At 67.0% G+C, this 16,295-nt stretch carries 14 protein-coding genes, 1 tRNA gene and 1 pseudogene; 3 read left to right on the forward strand and 13 right to left on the reverse strand.

The window, feature by feature from the left end:
- Positions 1-297: 297 nt before the first annotated feature.
- The 4 genes from CVM50_RS07220 to CVM50_RS07235 are packed head-to-tail and all read right to left on the reverse strand — an operon-like array spanning position 298 to position 4,270.
- The gene (locus CVM50_RS07220; RefSeq protein WP_085888569.1) at positions 298-1,104 is read right to left on the reverse strand and encodes an SDR family NAD(P)-dependent oxidoreductase; all 807 of its coding nucleotides are present in this window, start codon (positions 1,102-1,104) and stop codon (positions 298-300) included.
- Positions 1,105-1,116: 12 nt separating this feature from the next.
- Entirely contained in the window at positions 1,117-2,061 is a 945-nt protein-coding gene (locus tag CVM50_RS07225) for an SDR family oxidoreductase (protein WP_085888570.1), read from the reverse strand.
- A complete protein-coding gene (locus tag CVM50_RS07230) occupies positions 2,058-2,951 on the reverse strand; it encodes a bile acid:sodium symporter family protein (protein WP_085888571.1) in 894 nt (297 codons plus the stop codon). Before CVM50_RS07230 ends, CVM50_RS07225 begins: the two co-directional genes overlap by 4 nt.
- The gene (locus tag CVM50_RS07235; RefSeq protein WP_085888572.1) at positions 2,951-4,270 is read right to left on the reverse strand and encodes a flavin-containing monooxygenase; all 1,320 of its coding nucleotides are present in this window, start codon (positions 4,268-4,270) and stop codon (positions 2,951-2,953) included. Before CVM50_RS07235 ends, CVM50_RS07230 begins: the two co-directional genes overlap by 1 nt.
- Before the next feature lie 131 nt (positions 4,271-4,401).
- Here CVM50_RS07235 and CVM50_RS07240 point away from each other — a divergent pair, with 131 nt between their 5' ends.
- Complete coding sequence (locus tag CVM50_RS07240; RefSeq protein ID WP_232618182.1) at positions 4,402-5,013, forward strand: TetR/AcrR family transcriptional regulator; 612 nt, start codon at positions 4,402-4,404, stop codon at positions 5,011-5,013.
- Positions 5,014-5,121: 108 nt separating this feature from the next.
- Here the strand turns inward: CVM50_RS07240 and CVM50_RS07245 are convergent.
- The 4 genes from CVM50_RS07245 to CVM50_RS07260 form a co-directional block, all read right to left on the reverse strand.
- Positions 5,122-5,198, reverse strand: a tRNA-Pro gene (locus tag CVM50_RS07245).
- Between the two features lie 121 nt (positions 5,199-5,319).
- Positions 5,320-6,318 carry a DMT family transporter gene (locus CVM50_RS07250; RefSeq protein ID WP_085888574.1) on the reverse strand — a complete coding sequence of 333 codons (999 nt, stop codon included), beginning with the start codon at positions 6,316-6,318 and terminating at the stop codon, positions 5,320-5,322.
- A gap of 166 nt (positions 6,319-6,484) precedes the next feature.
- Entirely contained in the window at positions 6,485-7,588 is a 1,104-nt protein-coding gene (gene leuB / locus CVM50_RS07255; RefSeq protein ID WP_085888575.1) for a 3-isopropylmalate dehydrogenase, read from the reverse strand.
- 73 nt (positions 7,589-7,661) lie between these two features.
- On the reverse strand, positions 7,662-8,546 hold the full coding sequence (locus CVM50_RS07260) for a LysR family transcriptional regulator (RefSeq protein WP_232618183.1): 885 nt from the start codon (positions 8,544-8,546) through the stop codon (positions 7,662-7,664).
- Between the two features lie 120 nt (positions 8,547-8,666).
- Here CVM50_RS07260 and CVM50_RS07265 point away from each other — a divergent pair, with 120 nt between their 5' ends.
- Entirely contained in the window at positions 8,667-9,533 is an 867-nt protein-coding gene (locus CVM50_RS07265; RefSeq protein ID WP_085888577.1) for a Rossmann-fold NAD(P)-binding domain-containing protein, read from the forward strand.
- A gap of 641 nt (positions 9,534-10,174) precedes the next feature.
- Here the strand turns inward: CVM50_RS07265 and CVM50_RS22245 are convergent.
- The 5 genes and pseudogenes from CVM50_RS22245 to leuC all read right to left on the reverse strand — a co-directional run.
- Positions 10,175-11,264, reverse strand: a pseudogene (locus CVM50_RS22245) (endonuclease/exonuclease/phosphatase family protein); the annotation flags it as partial.
- Entirely contained in the window at positions 11,261-12,100 is an 840-nt protein-coding gene (locus tag CVM50_RS07280) for a hypothetical protein (RefSeq protein ID WP_085888579.1), read from the reverse strand. The gene CVM50_RS07280 and the pseudogene CVM50_RS22245, both read right to left, overlap by 4 nt.
- Before the next feature lie 305 nt (positions 12,101-12,405).
- Complete coding sequence (locus CVM50_RS07285; protein WP_085888580.1) at positions 12,406-12,924, reverse strand: HdeD family acid-resistance protein; 519 nt, start codon at positions 12,922-12,924, stop codon at positions 12,406-12,408.
- 225 nt (positions 12,925-13,149) lie between these two features.
- Positions 13,150-13,755 carry a 3-isopropylmalate dehydratase small subunit gene (gene leuD, locus CVM50_RS07290; RefSeq protein WP_085888581.1) on the reverse strand — a complete coding sequence of 202 codons (606 nt, stop codon included), beginning with the start codon at positions 13,753-13,755 and terminating at the stop codon, positions 13,150-13,152.
- 53 nt (positions 13,756-13,808) lie between these two features.
- Positions 13,809-15,215 carry a 3-isopropylmalate dehydratase large subunit gene (gene leuC / locus CVM50_RS07295; RefSeq protein ID WP_085888582.1) on the reverse strand — a complete coding sequence of 469 codons (1,407 nt, stop codon included), beginning with the start codon at positions 15,213-15,215 and terminating at the stop codon, positions 13,809-13,811.
- Between the two features lie 301 nt (positions 15,216-15,516).
- Here leuC and CVM50_RS07305 point away from each other — a divergent pair, with 301 nt between their 5' ends.
- Positions 15,517-16,197: an FAD-binding oxidoreductase gene (locus CVM50_RS07305; RefSeq protein ID WP_085888583.1), complete on the forward strand. Its 681-nt coding sequence runs from the start codon at positions 15,517-15,519 to the stop codon at positions 16,195-16,197.
- The last annotated feature ends 98 nt before the right edge of the window (positions 16,198-16,295 follow it).

Below are 16,295 nucleotides of genomic sequence, written 5' to 3' on the forward strand. Positions count from 1 at the left end.
TTTCCAAGAAAAATGAAAATTCTGAAAGATGATAAGATAAATAACTTAAATCAATGGCTTAGAGACCTCCGCTCTCGCGAGACCACACCGAAAGTGGATTGGCGCCCCACGCCGCTCGGGCCTCTGCCCTCCATATCTTGGGGTATCCACAGAGTTATCCTCAATAAGGCAGAGACTCGGGGCGGAATCGGTGCCGACTCGGCGGGGAATCTGGACGCCTCGGGGGGCTCCGGCGAGTCGGGGAATGCAAAAGGGGGCCGCAGCCCCCTCTTCTCCCTCCGTACAGAGACGTCTCCCTCAGGGATCGGGCTGACCCGACACGCTACGCTCCATCAGCCGCTGAAAGAGAGAGGGAGAGAGGCGGTTCACCCACCAGGCCAGGCGCGCCACGCGACCCACGGGGATCATTGGCCGTCCCCGGGCCAGACCGCGCAGGATCTCCGCTGCGGCAGCCTCGGGCGTCATGTAGTCCATCCCGTCGGCGGCGGAACCGGGCCGGGCGATGCCGGAGGTCTCGCGCTCGGGCCGACCGATGTTGGTGGCGACGAAGGAGGGCGCGGCGATCTGGACCCGGACGCCGTACGCACGCTCCTCCGAGCGCAGCGACTTGAACGCCCCTTCGAGTGCATGTTTCGACGCGGCATAGGCGCAGCGGTTCAGCAGCGGGGTGAAGCCGGCCACCGACGAGATCGCCAGGTGCGTCCCCCCGGTGTCACGCAAGGCCTGCAGGAAGTGACCCGCCATGGCCATGGCGGCGAAGTAGTTCACCTCGAAGACCTTTCGATGCGTCGCCGCGTCCAGCTCCGCGAAGGGGCCGATCTGCGTGATCCCCGCATTGTAGATGACAAGGTCCGCCCGCCCGTGGTCAGCGAGCACGCGGGCGCAGGTCCGCGACAGCGCCTCCGGCTCCGTCAGATCGCATGTATAGAGAGAGAGGCCGGACGCCGGGACGAGGGCCGAGACGTCCCGGTCGATCACCGCCACGCGCCAGCCCCGCGCCAGCAGCGCCGCCGCCAGGGCGCGACCGAGTCCCCCTGCACCGCCGGAGATGACCGCGACCGGGGCAGTGCCCTCTCTTCTCTCTTCCCTGTCAGGAGAGGTCATCGGGCGCTCCTTCTACAGACCCGCCTGGGCACACCAGAGATCGAAGACCTCTGCACTGGTCTTTTCGGGCCGATAGCCGAACTGCGATTTCAGCGCGTCATTGGCCAGCACCGGGCGATATTGCAGGAAGCGGACCTGTTCCGGCCCGTAGCGGGTCAGGCCCAGGGGTTTCGCCACCGCCAGCGCGACCTTCAGCGCCCAGGCGGGCAGCACCCGCACCGGCTTGCCCATGCGGCGGGCCAGATCGGCCACCGACAGGGCGCCATCACCGGCCACGTTGTAGATGCCTGCCGGGCCGTCGGTCGCAGCGCGCGCGATGATGCGCGCCAGGTCACCGGTCCAGATGAAGACGAAAGGGCTGTCGCAGCCCGCCACCGCCAGCAACCGCGGCTTGCGGAAGAGGGCCGTGATCTGGTTCTCGGTGCCTGCCCCCAGCACCGTGCCCACGCGCAGCACCACCTGCTCCAGCCCGGGCGCGGCGCGGCGGGCCTCGGCCAGCATCTCCTCCACCTGCCGCTTGTGGTCGGCATAGGCGAACTCGGCATTGCCGCGCAGCGGATCGCTTTCGCGCAGCGGCACCGGATTATCGGGGTGATAGCCGTAGGCCGCCCCCGAGGAGGTGACGACCAGCCGCCGCACCCCGTTGGCGACACAGGCGTCGATCACGTGGCGCGTGCCGGTGACGTCGACACGATAGGCCAGGTCGCGCCCCTGCTCTGGCGTTGGCGTGACGATCGAGGCCAGATGCACCACCACGTCGGGTTTCACCATTGCAATCACCCGCATCGGATCCGCCCCGGTCACGTCGAGGGTCTCGAACCGCACCTGGGGCGGAAGATCGGCGGGACGGTGCAGGTCGCTCGCCACGACCTCCACCTCCCCGCCGCGCTCCGCGAGTGTAAGGGTCAGGGCCCGACCGATCATGCCGGCCGCTCCGGTAATCAGAATGCGGGTCATCGGGCCGCCTCCCTCCGCCGCCAGAGCTGCGACAGGGCGAAGCCCGAGACCGCATGCCAGATGCCCCAGAAAGCGGCGACCACAGCCATGCCGCCGAGGCCGTGGAAGAAGCCGAAGATCAGCACCAGACCCAAACCGGAATTCTGGATCCCCGTCTCGATCGTCACCGCGCGGGTGTTGAAGGCCGAGAGCCCCGAGGCGCGGGCCGTGCCGAAGCCACCCAGAAGGGCCAGCGCGTTGTGGGCGATGACCAGCCCGGCAATGCCCCCGGCGAATTGCAGGAAGTAGCCCCAGTTCGACGCCAGCGCCGCCAGCACGAAGGCCACGAAGATCCCCATCGAGATCCATTGCATTGGCCCGCGCAGCCGCGCCGTGATGTCGGGGCGGCGCGTGTTCAGCGTCACGCCCAGCACCAGCGGCAACACCAGCATCAGCCCCACGGTGATCGCCACCGACACCGGGTCTATGTGCGTTTCGCGCAGGATCTGTCGCGAGGGTTCGTAAAGCGATCCCCAGAAGGCGATGTTCGTGGGCGTCAGCAGGATCGCCCCCACCGTTGCCAGCCCGGTCATCGACACCGACAGCGCCGCGTTGCCCCCGGCCCGCTGGGTGAAGAAGTTGGAGATGTTGCCCCCCGGGCAGGCCGCCACCAGGATCAGGCCAAGCGCGACCGAGGCCTGCGGCTGCGTCACCCAGACCAGGGCGAAGGTCAGCGCGGGCAGCACGGCAAACTGCGCCAGGAACCCCGCGATCAGGGGCTTCGGCCGCCGCAGCAGCTCCATGAAGTTGGCGGGCGTCAGGTCGATGGCGACCGAGAACATGACCACGGCAAGGATCGAATTCAGCAACCGCAGCGAGGCGGGGCTGAAGTTCAGCATGACCTCATCCATCACGTCGCCTCCGCGCCCGACAGGCGACGAATCCAGTCGGTCACCGCCTTCCGGTAGGTCGCCTTGTCCACGTAGTAAGCCATACGCGCCAGCTTCAGGTAGGCCATGCCGCCGGTGGCCCGGTCAAACCCGCTCGCCTTTTTCCGGTGCAGCACCTCGGCGGCGGGATTGCCGCTCCGCCGCCCGGCGATGTAGCGCGCCACCATCTCGGCCTGTTCATGGCGACCCTGCCAGCCGAGGCCAGAGGCTTCGACCATCCCCAGCACGAACAGGTCGTCGCGCGTGGGGTGCATGGTGTTCAGATAGAGGTGCGGCGCATCCCCCTGCCAGTTCAGCAGCTCCTTGGTGATGAAGGGATAGTGCAGCTTGTAGCCGGTGGCGGCCAGGATCATGTCGTAGTCGGCCCGGGTGCCATCCTTGAAATGCACCGTCTTGCCCGACAGGTGGTCGATGTCGGGCCGGATCGTCAGGTCCCCGTGCCCCGCGTGGAACAGGACCAACGAATTCACCACCGGATGGGATTCGTAGAGCTTGTAATCGGGCTTGGGGAAACCGTACTTCGCCGGGTCCCCCGTGAACCACTTCAGGATCAGCCCGTCGATCCGCCGCTTCAGCCACATCGGCAGCTTGATCGCGCCGCCCAGGGTATCCGCCGGCCGGCCGAAGACGTATTTCGGCACGAAGTAATAGCCGCGGCGCATCGACAGGTCGCAGCTGATCCCGTGGTGGATCGCGTCGACCGCGATGTCGCAGCCGGAGTTGCCGGCCCCGACCACCAGCACCCGCTTACCGTCGAACTGGCGCGGATCGCGGTACTGGCTGGCGTGGATCAGCTCTCCCTCGAACTGGCCCCGGAAGCTGGCCATGTTGGGCTCGGACAGGGTGCCATTGGCGATCAGCACCCCGGCAAAGACCGCCTCGTGATCGCCCTCCGCATCGGTCCAGGCCACGCGCCAGCCCGCACCGTCCTCGCCCAGGGGCTCCACCCGCGTCACCTCGGCGCCGAAGGTATAGTGCCGGCGCAAATTGTAGTGATCGGCGAAATCGCGGAAATAGCGCGCCATTTCGCGGTGCGACGGATACTCCGCCACCTCCTCGCGCATCGGGAAATCGGTGAACTCCGTCATCCGCTTGGACGAGATCAGATGCGCCGTCTCATACATGGTCGACTGCGGCGCCTCGATGTCCCACAGCCCGCCCACGTCCGAATGCAGCTCGAAACCGTGAAAGGCGACGCCCTGCTCGCCCAAAGTCTTGGCGGCTGCCAGGCCCATGGGCCCTGCCCCGATCAGGGCGAATTTCCCTGTCGTGTCCTGCATGGTAGTCCTCCCTCGCACCCCTCCCGGTGCAGAGGCTAAAATGAACGTACGTTCAACATAAGGCAAGGAAATTCATGTCGCCGGAAAACACCAATAAAAAACAACGGCAAAGGGCACCACAGAAGCGTGCCGTGGAAAGCCGGCAAAAGATCCTGGATGCGGCGGAGCGGGTCTTTGCCCAAGGGGGATTCGATGGCGCCAAGGTGCGTGACATCGCCGCCGAGGCCGGCGTGCCCGTGGGGCTGGTGCATCATCATGGCGGCGGCAAGGAGGCGCTGTTCAAGGAGGTCCTCAGGCGCCGGGCCGAAATCCTGTCCGCCCTGCGGATCGAGGCGCTGGATGTTGCCCGTGCCGGGGGGCCCGTGACGTTGGACCAGGTGCTGCGCGCTTTCAACACGCCCTACTTCGAACAGGTCCACAACGGCGGGCCGCAATGGCTGGCCTATGCACGCCTGGTGGCGATCATCTCGGCTGATGAGAAGCTGACCGAAATCTCCGCCGCCCTTTTCGATCCAACGGCAAAGGTCTTCATTCAGGAATTGCAGCACCTCTATCCGAAGGCCCCGACCGCCGCGGTGGCGGAATGTTTCGTCTACATGGTGTCCTGCATGCTGGCCCTGGTCACCTCGCGCTTCCGCATCGCGTCCCTCAGCGGTGGCAGCGAGAGTGGCGAGATGGATGGCCTGCTGACCTTCTGCCGCGCGGGCTTCGAAGCACGGCTGGCCGAGGCGAGCAACGCCTGACCCAGGCGGACCTCGACGTGGGCCGCACAGTTGCGGCGGGCACGGGAAAGACACCGCGCCCAAGGTCTGTTGCCCCGAAGGGCAGCATTTTCTCGATTTCTGGAAAATTGGTCGGAGTGAGAGGATTCGAACCTCCGACCCCTGCCTCCCGAAGACAGTGCTCTACCAGGCTGAGCTACACTCCGACCGTGCAGCGCGATCTACAACCAGCGCCCGGGCTTGGCAAGAGAGAATCCGACGCAAATTCAATTGCTCCCGGACCGACCCCGCGCCGCCCGCCGCCGAGGGGCCCGCAGCGGCCCCGGTTCAGGCGTTGCGCCGGGTACCGGGGCTTCCCGCGACGGTCTTCGCCCGGGTGGAAATCATCCGCATCAACGGGCCGACCCGCAGCGCCGCTGGCGTGCCGGTGCGGTTGCGCGTGCGCAGCACTGGTTGGATCGAGGCACTGCCCGGCCGGGATTCGCGGAACACGATGTAAAGACCCGACCCGATGATCAGTACGGACCCTGCGGCGGTGTTCATCCCCGGCAGCTCGTTGAAAAGTAGCCAGCCATAGAAAGTGGCCCAGAGGATCTGGGAATACTGCATCGGCGCGATCAGCGCCGCCTCGGCGTTGCTGTAGGCCGCGATCATCAGCAGCATGGCCACGGTCGACAGGGCCGCCACGGCGAAGAACCCGCCCATATGCGGCAAGGGCACCTCGGCGAAATTGCCCGGCAGCGCCATCAGCCCGCCCATCAGGACGAAATTCGCGATCAACGGATAGATCAGCATGACCACGTTGCGTTCCTCACGGCCGATCTTGCGCACGATGACCGACGCCAGCGCCCCGCAGGCCGCCCCGCCCATGGCCGCGAAATGGCCCATCGACAGCTCCGACTTGCCAGGTTGCAGCACTACGGCCACGCCCGCCAGCCCGACCAGCACCGCCAGCCAGCGGCGCAGGCGCACCTTCTCGCCCAGGATCGGGATCGACAGCACGGTGATCAGCAGCGGCGTGGCAAAGAGGATGGCATAGACATCGGCCAGCGGCAGCACCGAGAAGGCGTAGAACCCACAGCCCGCCGCGACCACCGAGGCCAGGGTGCGCACCAGCATCCACCAGGGGTGCACCGGCCGCAGCGTCCCCGGTCGCGTATCGCGGATCAGGATGACCGAGGTCAGCGGGAAGCTCATCAGCACGGTGAACCAGACCAGTTGGAACGCGCTGTAGTTGGCGCCCAGGATCTTGATGATCGCGTCGTGCCCCGAGTAGATCGCGAAAGCCAGTAGAGCGAAGCCGATGCCGCGTGTGGTGCCGGACATGGGAATCCCTTCCGAAAAGCCAGACATGAAAAAACCTTCCCGGCGATAATGGCCCGGGAAGGTCTGGTTTCAAGCGCTCGGCGGAAAAAGCCGGGCGGTCAGGGTGTTATTGCCCCGAAGCGCGAAAAAATGGCCCGCCCTGCGGGCCGTCTTCCCGGCCAGTGCCTCAAAGGCTGGCATCGAGGGCAGCCACCACGGCATCGCCCATCTCGGTGGTCGAGGCGGGCGTGCGGCCTTCCTCGTTCAGCAGGTCCGCGGTGCGCACGCCGTCGGCCAGCACCTTTTCCACCGCCGCTTCCAGGCGGTCGGCCTCGGCGCCCAGGTCGAAGGAATAGCGCAGCGCCATGGCAAACGACAGGATGCAGGCACAGGGGTTGGCCTTGCCCTGACCGGCAATGTCGGGGGCGGAGCCGTGCACCGGTTCGTACAGCGCCTTCGGACGGCCGTTGGCCATCGGCTTGCCGAGGCTGGCGGAGGGCAGCATGCCCAGCGAGCCGGTCAGCATCGCCGCGGCATCCGACAGCAGGTCGCCGAAGAGGTTGTCGGTGACGATCACGTCGAACTGCTTCGGCGCACGGCACAGCTGCATGGCGCCGGCATCGGCGTACATGTGCGACAGCTCCACCTCGGGGTATTCCTTGCCGACCTCGGTGACGACTTCACGCCACAGGATGCCCGATTCCATCACGTTGGCCTTTTCCATCGAGCAGAGCTTCTTGCCCCGTTTCATGGCCAGCTCGAAGGCGGAGCGTGCGACGCGGTCGATCTCGCTCTCGGTGTAGCGCTGCGTGTTGATACCGACGCGCTCATTGCCTTCCTCGATGATGCCGCGCGGCTCACCGAAGTAGATGCCGGAGGTCAGCTCGCGCACGATCATGATGTCGAGGCCCGCGACCACGTCCTTCTTCAGCGAGCTGAAGTCGGCCAGCGCATCAAAGCACTGCGCAGGGCGCAGGTTCGCGTAGAGGTCCATTTCCTTGCGCAGGCGCAGCAGGCCGCGTTCGGGCTTCACGGAGAAGTCCAGAACGTCGTATTTCGGGCCACCCACGGCGCCCAACAGGACGGCGTCGACCTCCTGCGCCTTGGCCATGGTGTCGTCATGCAGCGGCGTGCCGTGCTTGTCGTAGGCGCAGCCGCCCACCAGGTCCTCGGAAACGTCGAAGGCGATGCCCCGCTTGGCGCCGAACCAGTCGATGATCTTGCGCACTTCGGCCATGACCTCGGGGCCGATCCCGTCACCGGGCAGGATGAGAAGCGAGGGGTTGCTCATGGGACGTCCTTCCTTAACTCTGCGTCGCCTTCGCGTAGCGGGCGATGCGCGAAAGATCAAGAAACGAAAGACCTCATGCGAGGTAGGAACGTAACCCGGCGGCCAGCCTGTCCCAGACGGCAGAGACGCGCGGGGTGGGCCGCAGGCTCTCATGCGCGGCAATCCAAAGGGGCAGCGTGGGCAGGTCCAGGTCGGGCAGCACCTGTTCAACCGCCGCGTCACCCCGGATCAGCGGGATTTGCCCGAAGCCGATACCGCAACCCGCGCGCACCAGCTCCCAGTAGGTGACCTGGTCGTCGCAGCGGGTGGCGAAGCGGGCCCGCTCGGGCGGCAGGCCCAGGCGCGCCATCTCCTTCAGGATCAGGTCGGCGCGGTCATAGCCTACCAGGGCGTGATGGACGAGGTCGTCGACCTGCGCAGGCCGCCCCATCCGGTCAAGGTAATCGCGCGACGCGAAGGCCCCCAGGGTCACGTCGCCCAGGTGACGCGCGATCAGGTCGGGCTGCACCGGGCGGTACATGCGCAGGGCAATGTCGGCCTCGCGGTACATCAGGCTGTCGGTATCGTCGCTGGCCACCAGTTCCACCTGCAACTGCGGCAGCTCGGCCCGGATCCGCGCCAGGATCGGCGGCAGCACGCGGGTCGCCACCATCCGGCTCGCGGTCACCCGACAGGTTCCTGCCAGCCGGTCGTCACGCGCCGCAGCGATCAGGGCGACCTCTCCCACGGCCTCCGCCATGCGCCGGGCGGGGCCCAGGATCTGCCGCCCCTCCTCCGACAGGATCAGCCCGCGCGGCTGGCGCAGGAACAGGGTCATGCCCAGCCTCCCCTCCAGCGCGCGCACCTTGCGACCCAGCGTCGGCTGCGACTGCCCCAACCGTCGCGCCGCCGCCGACAATGATCCGGTTTCGGCCACGGCCAGGAAGACCTGCACCGCGGCCCAGTCGAGTGTCTGCAATCGCTCATCCATTCAAGAATGAATAGAGAGCGATTGATTTCAGTCAATTCCCATTCGCCCTGCGGAGGCGCAGGATCGCGTCAGACCCGCCACTTTCCCCTTACACGACAGGAGCGCCCCATGCCCGGCAAGGTCCTCATCCTCGGTTCTCACGGCCGTTTCGGCCATCACGCGGCCCAGGCCTTCGGCACAGCTGGCTGGCAGGTCACAACCTTTGACCGCCGTCATGACGACCTGGCAACGGCGGTGCAGGGACGGGACGTGATCGTCATGGCGGCCAACCCCGGCGGGTATCAGCACTGGGCGCGAGACCTGCTGCCGGTGCATCGCGCGGTGATCGCCGCCGCGCGCGGCAGCGGCACCACGATCCTGCTGCCCGGCAACGTCTATGTCTTCGGCCCCGAGGCCCCCTTCGGCTGGGACGCGGACACGCCGCATCTGGCGACCAACCCACTGGGCCGGCTGCGTCAGCAGATGGAAGACGACTATCGTGCCTCCGGCTTGCAGGTGATCGTGCTGCGCTGTGGCGATTTCCTCGACACGCGGCCCTCCGGCAACTGGTTCGATGCCCATATCGCCAAGGGCGCCCACCGAGGGCGTTTCGCCTATCCCGGCCCATTGGACCGACCCCATGCCTGGGCCTATCTGCCTGATGCCGCCCAGGCCGCCGTGGCCCTGGCCGAACAGCGCGGCAGGCTGGAGCAGTGGGAAGACGTGCCCTTCCCCGGCTACACGCTCACCGGGGCCGAACTGGCCGCTGCGACCGGCCGGGCCCTTGGGCGCGACGTCCCCGCGGGCCGCATGGCCTGGTGGCCGCTGGCGCCGCTCCGCCCCGTGGTCCCCGCCCTGCGCGGCATCTTCGAGATGCGCTATCTCTGGTCCCTGCCGCACCGGCTGGAGGGCGCCAAGCTGCAGCGCCTGCTGCCGGAGGTCGCCGATACCCCGGTCGAGACGGCCATCGCGGCGGGGCTGGCCCATCACGGCTGACCGGCGAAGGCCAGCGCGACAAACACTTCGGCAAAGCCTGTACCCGATGATCCGCGCAGTTTGTGGACGAAGGATCCCGGGGATGAGTCACGTCATGCCCGCTCTGCTCGCGCGGATCGGTCTGGACCATGACGGGCAGAGTCTGCTGTCCGAGGTCGGCGCGGCACTGTTGCCGCATATGGACGCGGCACTGGATGCGATGTTCCTCGACGCTGCGCACCTGCGCCAGGTGATGACCGGTCAGGTCACCCACGGCCAGCAGATCGCGGCGGAACCCTCCAGAACGCAGAGCGGTCCGACAGCCTGGTGCGCACCTTGGGCAGCGCCGGCAACGAGATCAGCGATCGGGAGAGAACAGATGACCTGCAACATCGAGACGGTCGGCGCCAGGATCAGGGCCACCGAGCCCCGAGACGGCGTGCGCGCGCTCCAGGGCACCGGCCCAGGCATCAAGCGGAAAGCGCGTCGCCTCCGCCGCCCGCAGGCATCGACCTACGGTGCGGTCCGATGGCCTTCGGTCTCGGCCCGCACCAAGGTGACACCTCTCAGGCACAACCGCGGCGACCCGTCACCTTTGCGCCCCGCGAACGCCTGTTGCGCGCAGGGAACGGAGCGCCGGCTTTGCCCCACGTGGGCCGATCAGGCAGATCCACCTCCACCCAGATCAGCCGATGGCGGCTGGCCGCTGCCACCGCCTCCGCCATCGGCGCCCCGGCAATCGGCCAGAGGACCCCTGCATCCTGCAGGATCAGATCGGCAGAGGGCAGGACGTAGTCCACCCGCATGCGCCCCGGCCCCTCGGCGGGCCAGTCGACCGTCGTGTCCCCCTCCGTGAGATCCGGCGCGTCCCAGCGGGGGGCGGGATCCTGCAGTCGCGAATCCCCCAGCAGCGCTCGGATTGCCTCCCGCCGCCCCTCTCCCCGTTTCGGATCCAGGTTGGCCCCGCCGAGAATCACGAAGGGCGCAGGCAGGCCCCGGGGCCGATCGGCGGCTTCGGGTTCCACCGCGCCCAACGGGCGGCCCGGCGGCAGCGCGCCGTCCAGCAGGTGCCGCCAGAAGATCACCTCGTCATGGTTGCGCCGGCCGTTGCGATCTTCCGGCCCGTCGAAGACCGGCGTGGTGGCGCGGAAAAGACCGAGGTGGAGCACGCCCTGCGGCGTCTTCACCGGCAGCACCCAGTGCGCCATGGACGACAGGCGCTGCACCCCGTGGCCCGGGTCGTTCGCGGCGATCAGGCTCCCCGGCAGGTTCTGCCACAACAGCGCGGAATGATCGGCCCCGACCCCGATGGGCCAGCGCGACAACAGGGCCAGCCCCCCCTTCGCCAGTAAAGCGGCCATAGCCCTGCGCGTCGCGCGCCTCCCTCCGGCGACCGTTGCCGTCCATGTCCCGCCCGGTGGCCAGCCCGGCATTGGGCAGCGCGGTGAAGAGATGCGGATAGGGCGCAGGCAATGCGGCGTTCAGCGCCGCCAGGGTCCGCCCTTCGGCATCCGCGTCTATCCCCGCCAGAACGAGAATGTCGGGGGATATGGCGCTGACCACCTCCAGCACCGCGACGACCTGCGGGTCGGTCCCGCGCATGACGTCACGCAGCAGCAGGCCGGGGCCGTCGCGGGCCAGTTCCGTGTCGAAATAGGCCAGCCGCAGTGGTTCCGCGCGCGGCGCAGATGACCAGACCAGGCAAAAAAACACGAGCAGAAGCGCAGGAGCGCGCCCGGCGAGTCGTCTCAGATCGCCAGAACGCCTTCGGCTTTGGCGGCGGCGTAGGTGCGGCGCCGCTTGGCCTCGATCATCGCCGCGATACGGGCCAGGGCCACGCCGCGCATAATCAGGTTTGCCGGTAGGAAGGCCCATGCCACCATCGTCCAGATCAGGGTCTGCGGCAGCGCCAGCGCGTGCAGATCCACCATCGGCATCAGGAAGCGCACCACCACCGGCGCCAAGAATGGCAGCAAGAACCCTAACACGATGTTAACCACCGAATCCCGCTTCAGCCTGGCCAGGACGTCGCCGCCGCCGGTCGGGTCGAACAGCGGCAGGTTGATCCAGACGTTGAAGGCGCCGTAGCGGGCCGGCCAGCCATAGACCCGCACCAGGATGCCGAAGGCCACCAGCCCACAGAGCGAGGTCAGGTAGGCGATGCCGGCGGCAGCGCGGACATCCTGGATGAAGGCGGCAGAGGAGCCTTCCGGCAGCGCCAGAATCACCAGCCGGACCGGCGAATAGGGGAAGTCGACCGCATTCACCAGAATCTGGCCCACGCGCTGCAACAGATCCGAGATGGGCGAATCCAGCGCCGGGCCGGACTGGTAGACCGCCAGCAGCAGGATCATGGCGAAGGCAGTGAAATAGCGCAGCCGGTTCACCGGCGGGGCAAAGCGGAACTCGATGATGGTCGGGAACTGGCTGAAATATTCGATGAAGGTGTAAAGGGCGCCCACCATGGCGACCAGCACGACGACCTGGGCCGCGTCGGCGGTGATGTCCGGCAACAGCAGCGAGGGCGTGGCGATTGCCAGCGCAATAAGGATGGCCCGCATCAGCGCGCCGGTGACTCGAACGATCACTGCTCGTCTTCCTTCAAACTGGCCCGGGCGTCTTTTGCGTTTGCCCGTGTTTCCACTTTGATGCCGCTGCATGGCGGACTGCCTCATTCTTGCCACGATTTAGACACCCCTTCGCCGCAAGGCTCAAGAGCTGGCTTCAGAAGACACGGATATTGCGGCGAAATGCGGGCCAAACTGGTGCGATCTTGCATCATTTGCCCCGCAACCATCGGTTGCAGCCCCGCGGGGCGCCTCAATGCGCGTTCAGAATGCAGCTGCGTGGCGCCCCCTGCCTCCCTGGCGCCTATGCCCCCGGCGGCGGGGCTTCAATCGCCGCGCTGACGGGAGATCAGCCCGAAGGCGACCAGGGCCGCCCCTTCGGCCAGCAACTGAATCCCGAGGAGAACCCCCAGGAAGGTGGTCGCCGCGGCGCCCACGTCGAACAGCACCATCAGGCCGATGGCCAGCGAGGCGACGCCCGACAGAAGCACCAGCGAGAAGAAGGGAGCGCCGCGCAGCGACGCCGCCATGGCCAGCCGCACGAAGCCCATCAGGAAGAAGATCGCCCCCAGCAGGATCGTCAGCGACAACGTGCCCGCCAGCGGATTTGCCAGCAGCCAGACCGCGGCCACGATGGTCAGCAGGGCCACCAGCCCGTTGCGCCGCCGCCCCTGGTGCGGGCCGGCCTTGAACTCGACCCAGGCCTGGGCGACGCCGGAAATCATGAAGACGATGCCCACCAGGGAGGTGACGGCCAGCGAGGCAGCGAAGGGATTGGCCAGAGCCAGGGCCCCCATCACCAGAAGGGCGACACCGATCAGGACAAAGGCGGTGGAAAGTCTCATGGCGCAGGTTCTCCTGGACTGCGGGGCGCATTGCCAATTGCGCGTTCGATTTCAGACGCATGCCGCGCCAACCTGCCCCGCTTCAGCGCGGCCAACAAGCCCGTTTTCGCGCCGCCCGGGTCCAGTCTGGCGCGCAGCCCCGGCGATCGCCCTCCCGGGCACCTGCGGTACTGAGCCATGAAAAAGGGGCCCGCAGGCCCCTTCTAACCGTCTGCGATGCCGGGATCAGACCCAGGGACGGGCCTGTTCCATCTGGCTTTCAAAGCTGTCGATGGCCGGCGCCTTGGCCAGGGTCAGGCCGATGTCGTCCAGGCCTTCCAGCAGGCAATGCTTGCGGAAGGCGTCCACCTCGAAGGGGAAGACCTCTCCGTCGGAGGTGGTCACGGTCTGGGCTTCCAGGTCCACCTCCATCCGGGCGTTGGCGCCCTTCTCGGCGTCCTCCATCAGTACATCCACAACCTCTTGCGGCATGACGATGGGCAGCATGCCGTTCTTGAAGCAGTTGTTGAAGAAGATGTCGGCGAAGGAGGTGGAGATCACCACCTTGATGCCGAAATCGGCCAGCGCCCAGGGGGCGTGTTCGCGCGACGACCCGCAGCCGAAGTTGTCCCCGGCGACGATGATCTGGCTTTCGCGGTAGGCGGGCTTGTTCAGAACGAAATCGGGGATCTCGTTGCCCTGATCGTCATAGCGCATCTCGGCGAAGGCATGCACGCCCAGACCCGAGCGCTTGATCGTCTTCAGGTACTGTTTGGGGATGATCATGTCGGTGTCGATGTTCACCAGCGGCATGGGCGCCGCGATCCCCGAGACTTTCTCGAACTTTTCCATTTGGCTTTCCTTTGGCTGTCCGGTGGCGGAGGGGCCAGCCCTCCGCCCGGGGATCACATCATTTCACGCACGTCGGTCAGATGGCCGGTCACGGCAGCTGCCGCCGCCATTGCAGGCGACATCAGGTGCGTGCGGCCACCGCGGCCCTGACGGCCCTCGAAGTTGCGGTTCGACGTGGCCGCGCAGCGGTCGCCGGGGGCCAGCTGGTCGGGGTTCATCGCCAGGCACATGGAACACCCCGCCAGGCGCCATTCGAACCCGGCCTCGGTGAAGATTTCGGCCAGGCCCTCTTCCTCGGCCTGCGCGCGCACCAGGCCCGAGCCCGGCACGATCATGGCGCGGACGCCGTCCTTGACCTTCTTGCCCTTCAGGATCTCGGCGGCGGCGCGCAGATCCTCGATCCGGCCGTTGGTGCAGGACCCGATGAAGACCGTGTTGATCTCGATCTCCGACAGCTTCTGGCCCGGGGTCAGACCCATGTAGTCAAGCGCCCGCTTGGCCGCGTCGACCTTGCCGCCGGCAAAGCTCTCGGGGGCCGGCACCACGTCGGTGATCGGCAGGACGTCCTCGGGCGAGGTGCCCCAGGTGACCACGGGGGCGATATCCTCGCCACGGATGGTCACGACCTTGTCCCAATGGGCGTCATCGTCGGAATAGAGGGTCTTCCACCAGGTCATGGCGGCTTCCCACTGGGCGCCCTTCGGCGCATGGGGGCGGCCCTTCACGTACTCGAAGGTGGTCTCATCAGGCGCGATCAGACCGGCGCGGGCGCCGCCTTCAATGGCCATGTTGCAGACCGTCATGCGGCCTTCCATCGACAGCGAGCGGATGGCCTCGCCACAATACTCGATGACATAGCCGGTGCCGCCGGCGGTGCCGGTTTCGCCGATCACGGCCAGGGTGATGTCCTTGGCGGTAACCCCGGGATTCAGCTGGCCGGTAATCTCGACCTTCATGTTCTTCGACTTGGACTGGATCAGCGTCTGGGTGGCCAGCACGTGTTCCACTTCCGAGGTGCCGATGCCATGGGCCAGCGCGCCGAAGGCGCCGTGGGTGGCGGTGTGGCTGTCACCGCAGACTACGGTCATGCCGGGCAGGGTCCAGCCCTGCTCGGGTCCGACGATGTGCACGATGCCCTGGCGCACGTCGGTCACCGGGTAGTAGTTCACGCCGAACTCCTTGGCGTTGGTGTCCAGCGCGGCGACCTGGATGCGGCTCTCTTCCGGCATCTGGTCGGGGTTCTCGCGGCCCGGGGTGGTGGGCACGTTGTGATCGGGCACGGCGATGGTGCGCTCGGGCGAGCGCACTGTGCGGCCGGCCAGGCGCAGACCCTCGAAGGCCTGCGGGCTGGTCACCTCGTGCACCAGGTGGCGGTCGATGTAGAGCAGGCTGGTGCCGTCCTCATCCTGCTGGACGACGTGCGCGTCCCAGATCTTGTCATAGAGCGTCTTGGGGGACATGGGTCCTCTCCCTCGGTTTTCGTGGAAATTCGCAAAAGCGGAAAACGCGCGCGGTCGGCTGCCGCGGCCCGAAGGCCGGCAGCACCGCGCCCGGCCTCATAGGTGGGCCTGGATCGTCAGCGTCGCACCGAAGAACCGCCAGGGCAGGCGGGCACGGTCGTCCATGTCGAAAATCTGCGTCATGACGGCTCAAATACTCTTCGCGCCGCGTTTCATCAAGCCTGCGCTTCGCCCGCGCGTCCCGGTGCCCATCCGGAACCCTGCCGCCGCCCCGCCCGTTGTCCCGGCAAAGGAGGTTCCGATGACCCAGACCATTACCCTGAAGGACAAGCGCCAGCTGACGCCCGATGTGCACGCCTATACCTTCACCCGCCCCGACGGCCTGACGTTCACGCCCGGCCATGCGACCGAGATGACCCTCAACCGCGACGGCTGGAAGGAGGAAGGACGCCCCTTCACCTTCACCTCGCGCCCCGACGAGGACCATCTGCAGTTCGTCATCAAGTCCTACCCCTCCCACAACGGAGTGACGGAACAGCTGGCCGACCTGGCCCCTGGCGAAACGGTGGACATCGCCGAGCCCTTCGGCGCGCTGGAGGACAAGGCCCCCGACGCCCCCGCCACCTTCCTCGCCGCCGGCGCCGGCCTGACGCCCTTCCTGGCGATCCTGCGCGAACGCGCGGCGCAGGGCACGCTACAGGGCTGCCAGCTGATCTTCACCAATTCCACCGAGGCGGACATCATCCTGCGCGGCGAACTGACGGCGATGGAGGGGCTGACCACCCATTTCACCGTCACCGACGGCCCGGCCAAAACGGTGGAGAAGGCCAAGGTCGACCGCGCCTTCCTGGCCGACAAGATCCACGACTACAGCGGCCATTTCTACATTTGCGGCCCGCAGGGATTCGTCGACGACATCCGCGATGCGCTGAACGCGCTCGGGGCGGATCCGGACCGCATCCACACCGAGGAAGGCTGGTGAAACGCGCCTGCGGCACAGGGCGGGGTGGCGCATTTGCCGCCCTCCCGCCCATGTCATCCGGATTCATTGAAAACCCGCCCCCGCACTGTTACCTTTGG

Origin of the sequence: Pseudooceanicola marinus, assembly GCF_002786295.1 — a bacterium.
Taxonomy (GTDB): Bacteria; Pseudomonadota; Alphaproteobacteria; order Rhodobacterales; family Rhodobacteraceae; genus Pseudooceanicola; species Pseudooceanicola marinus.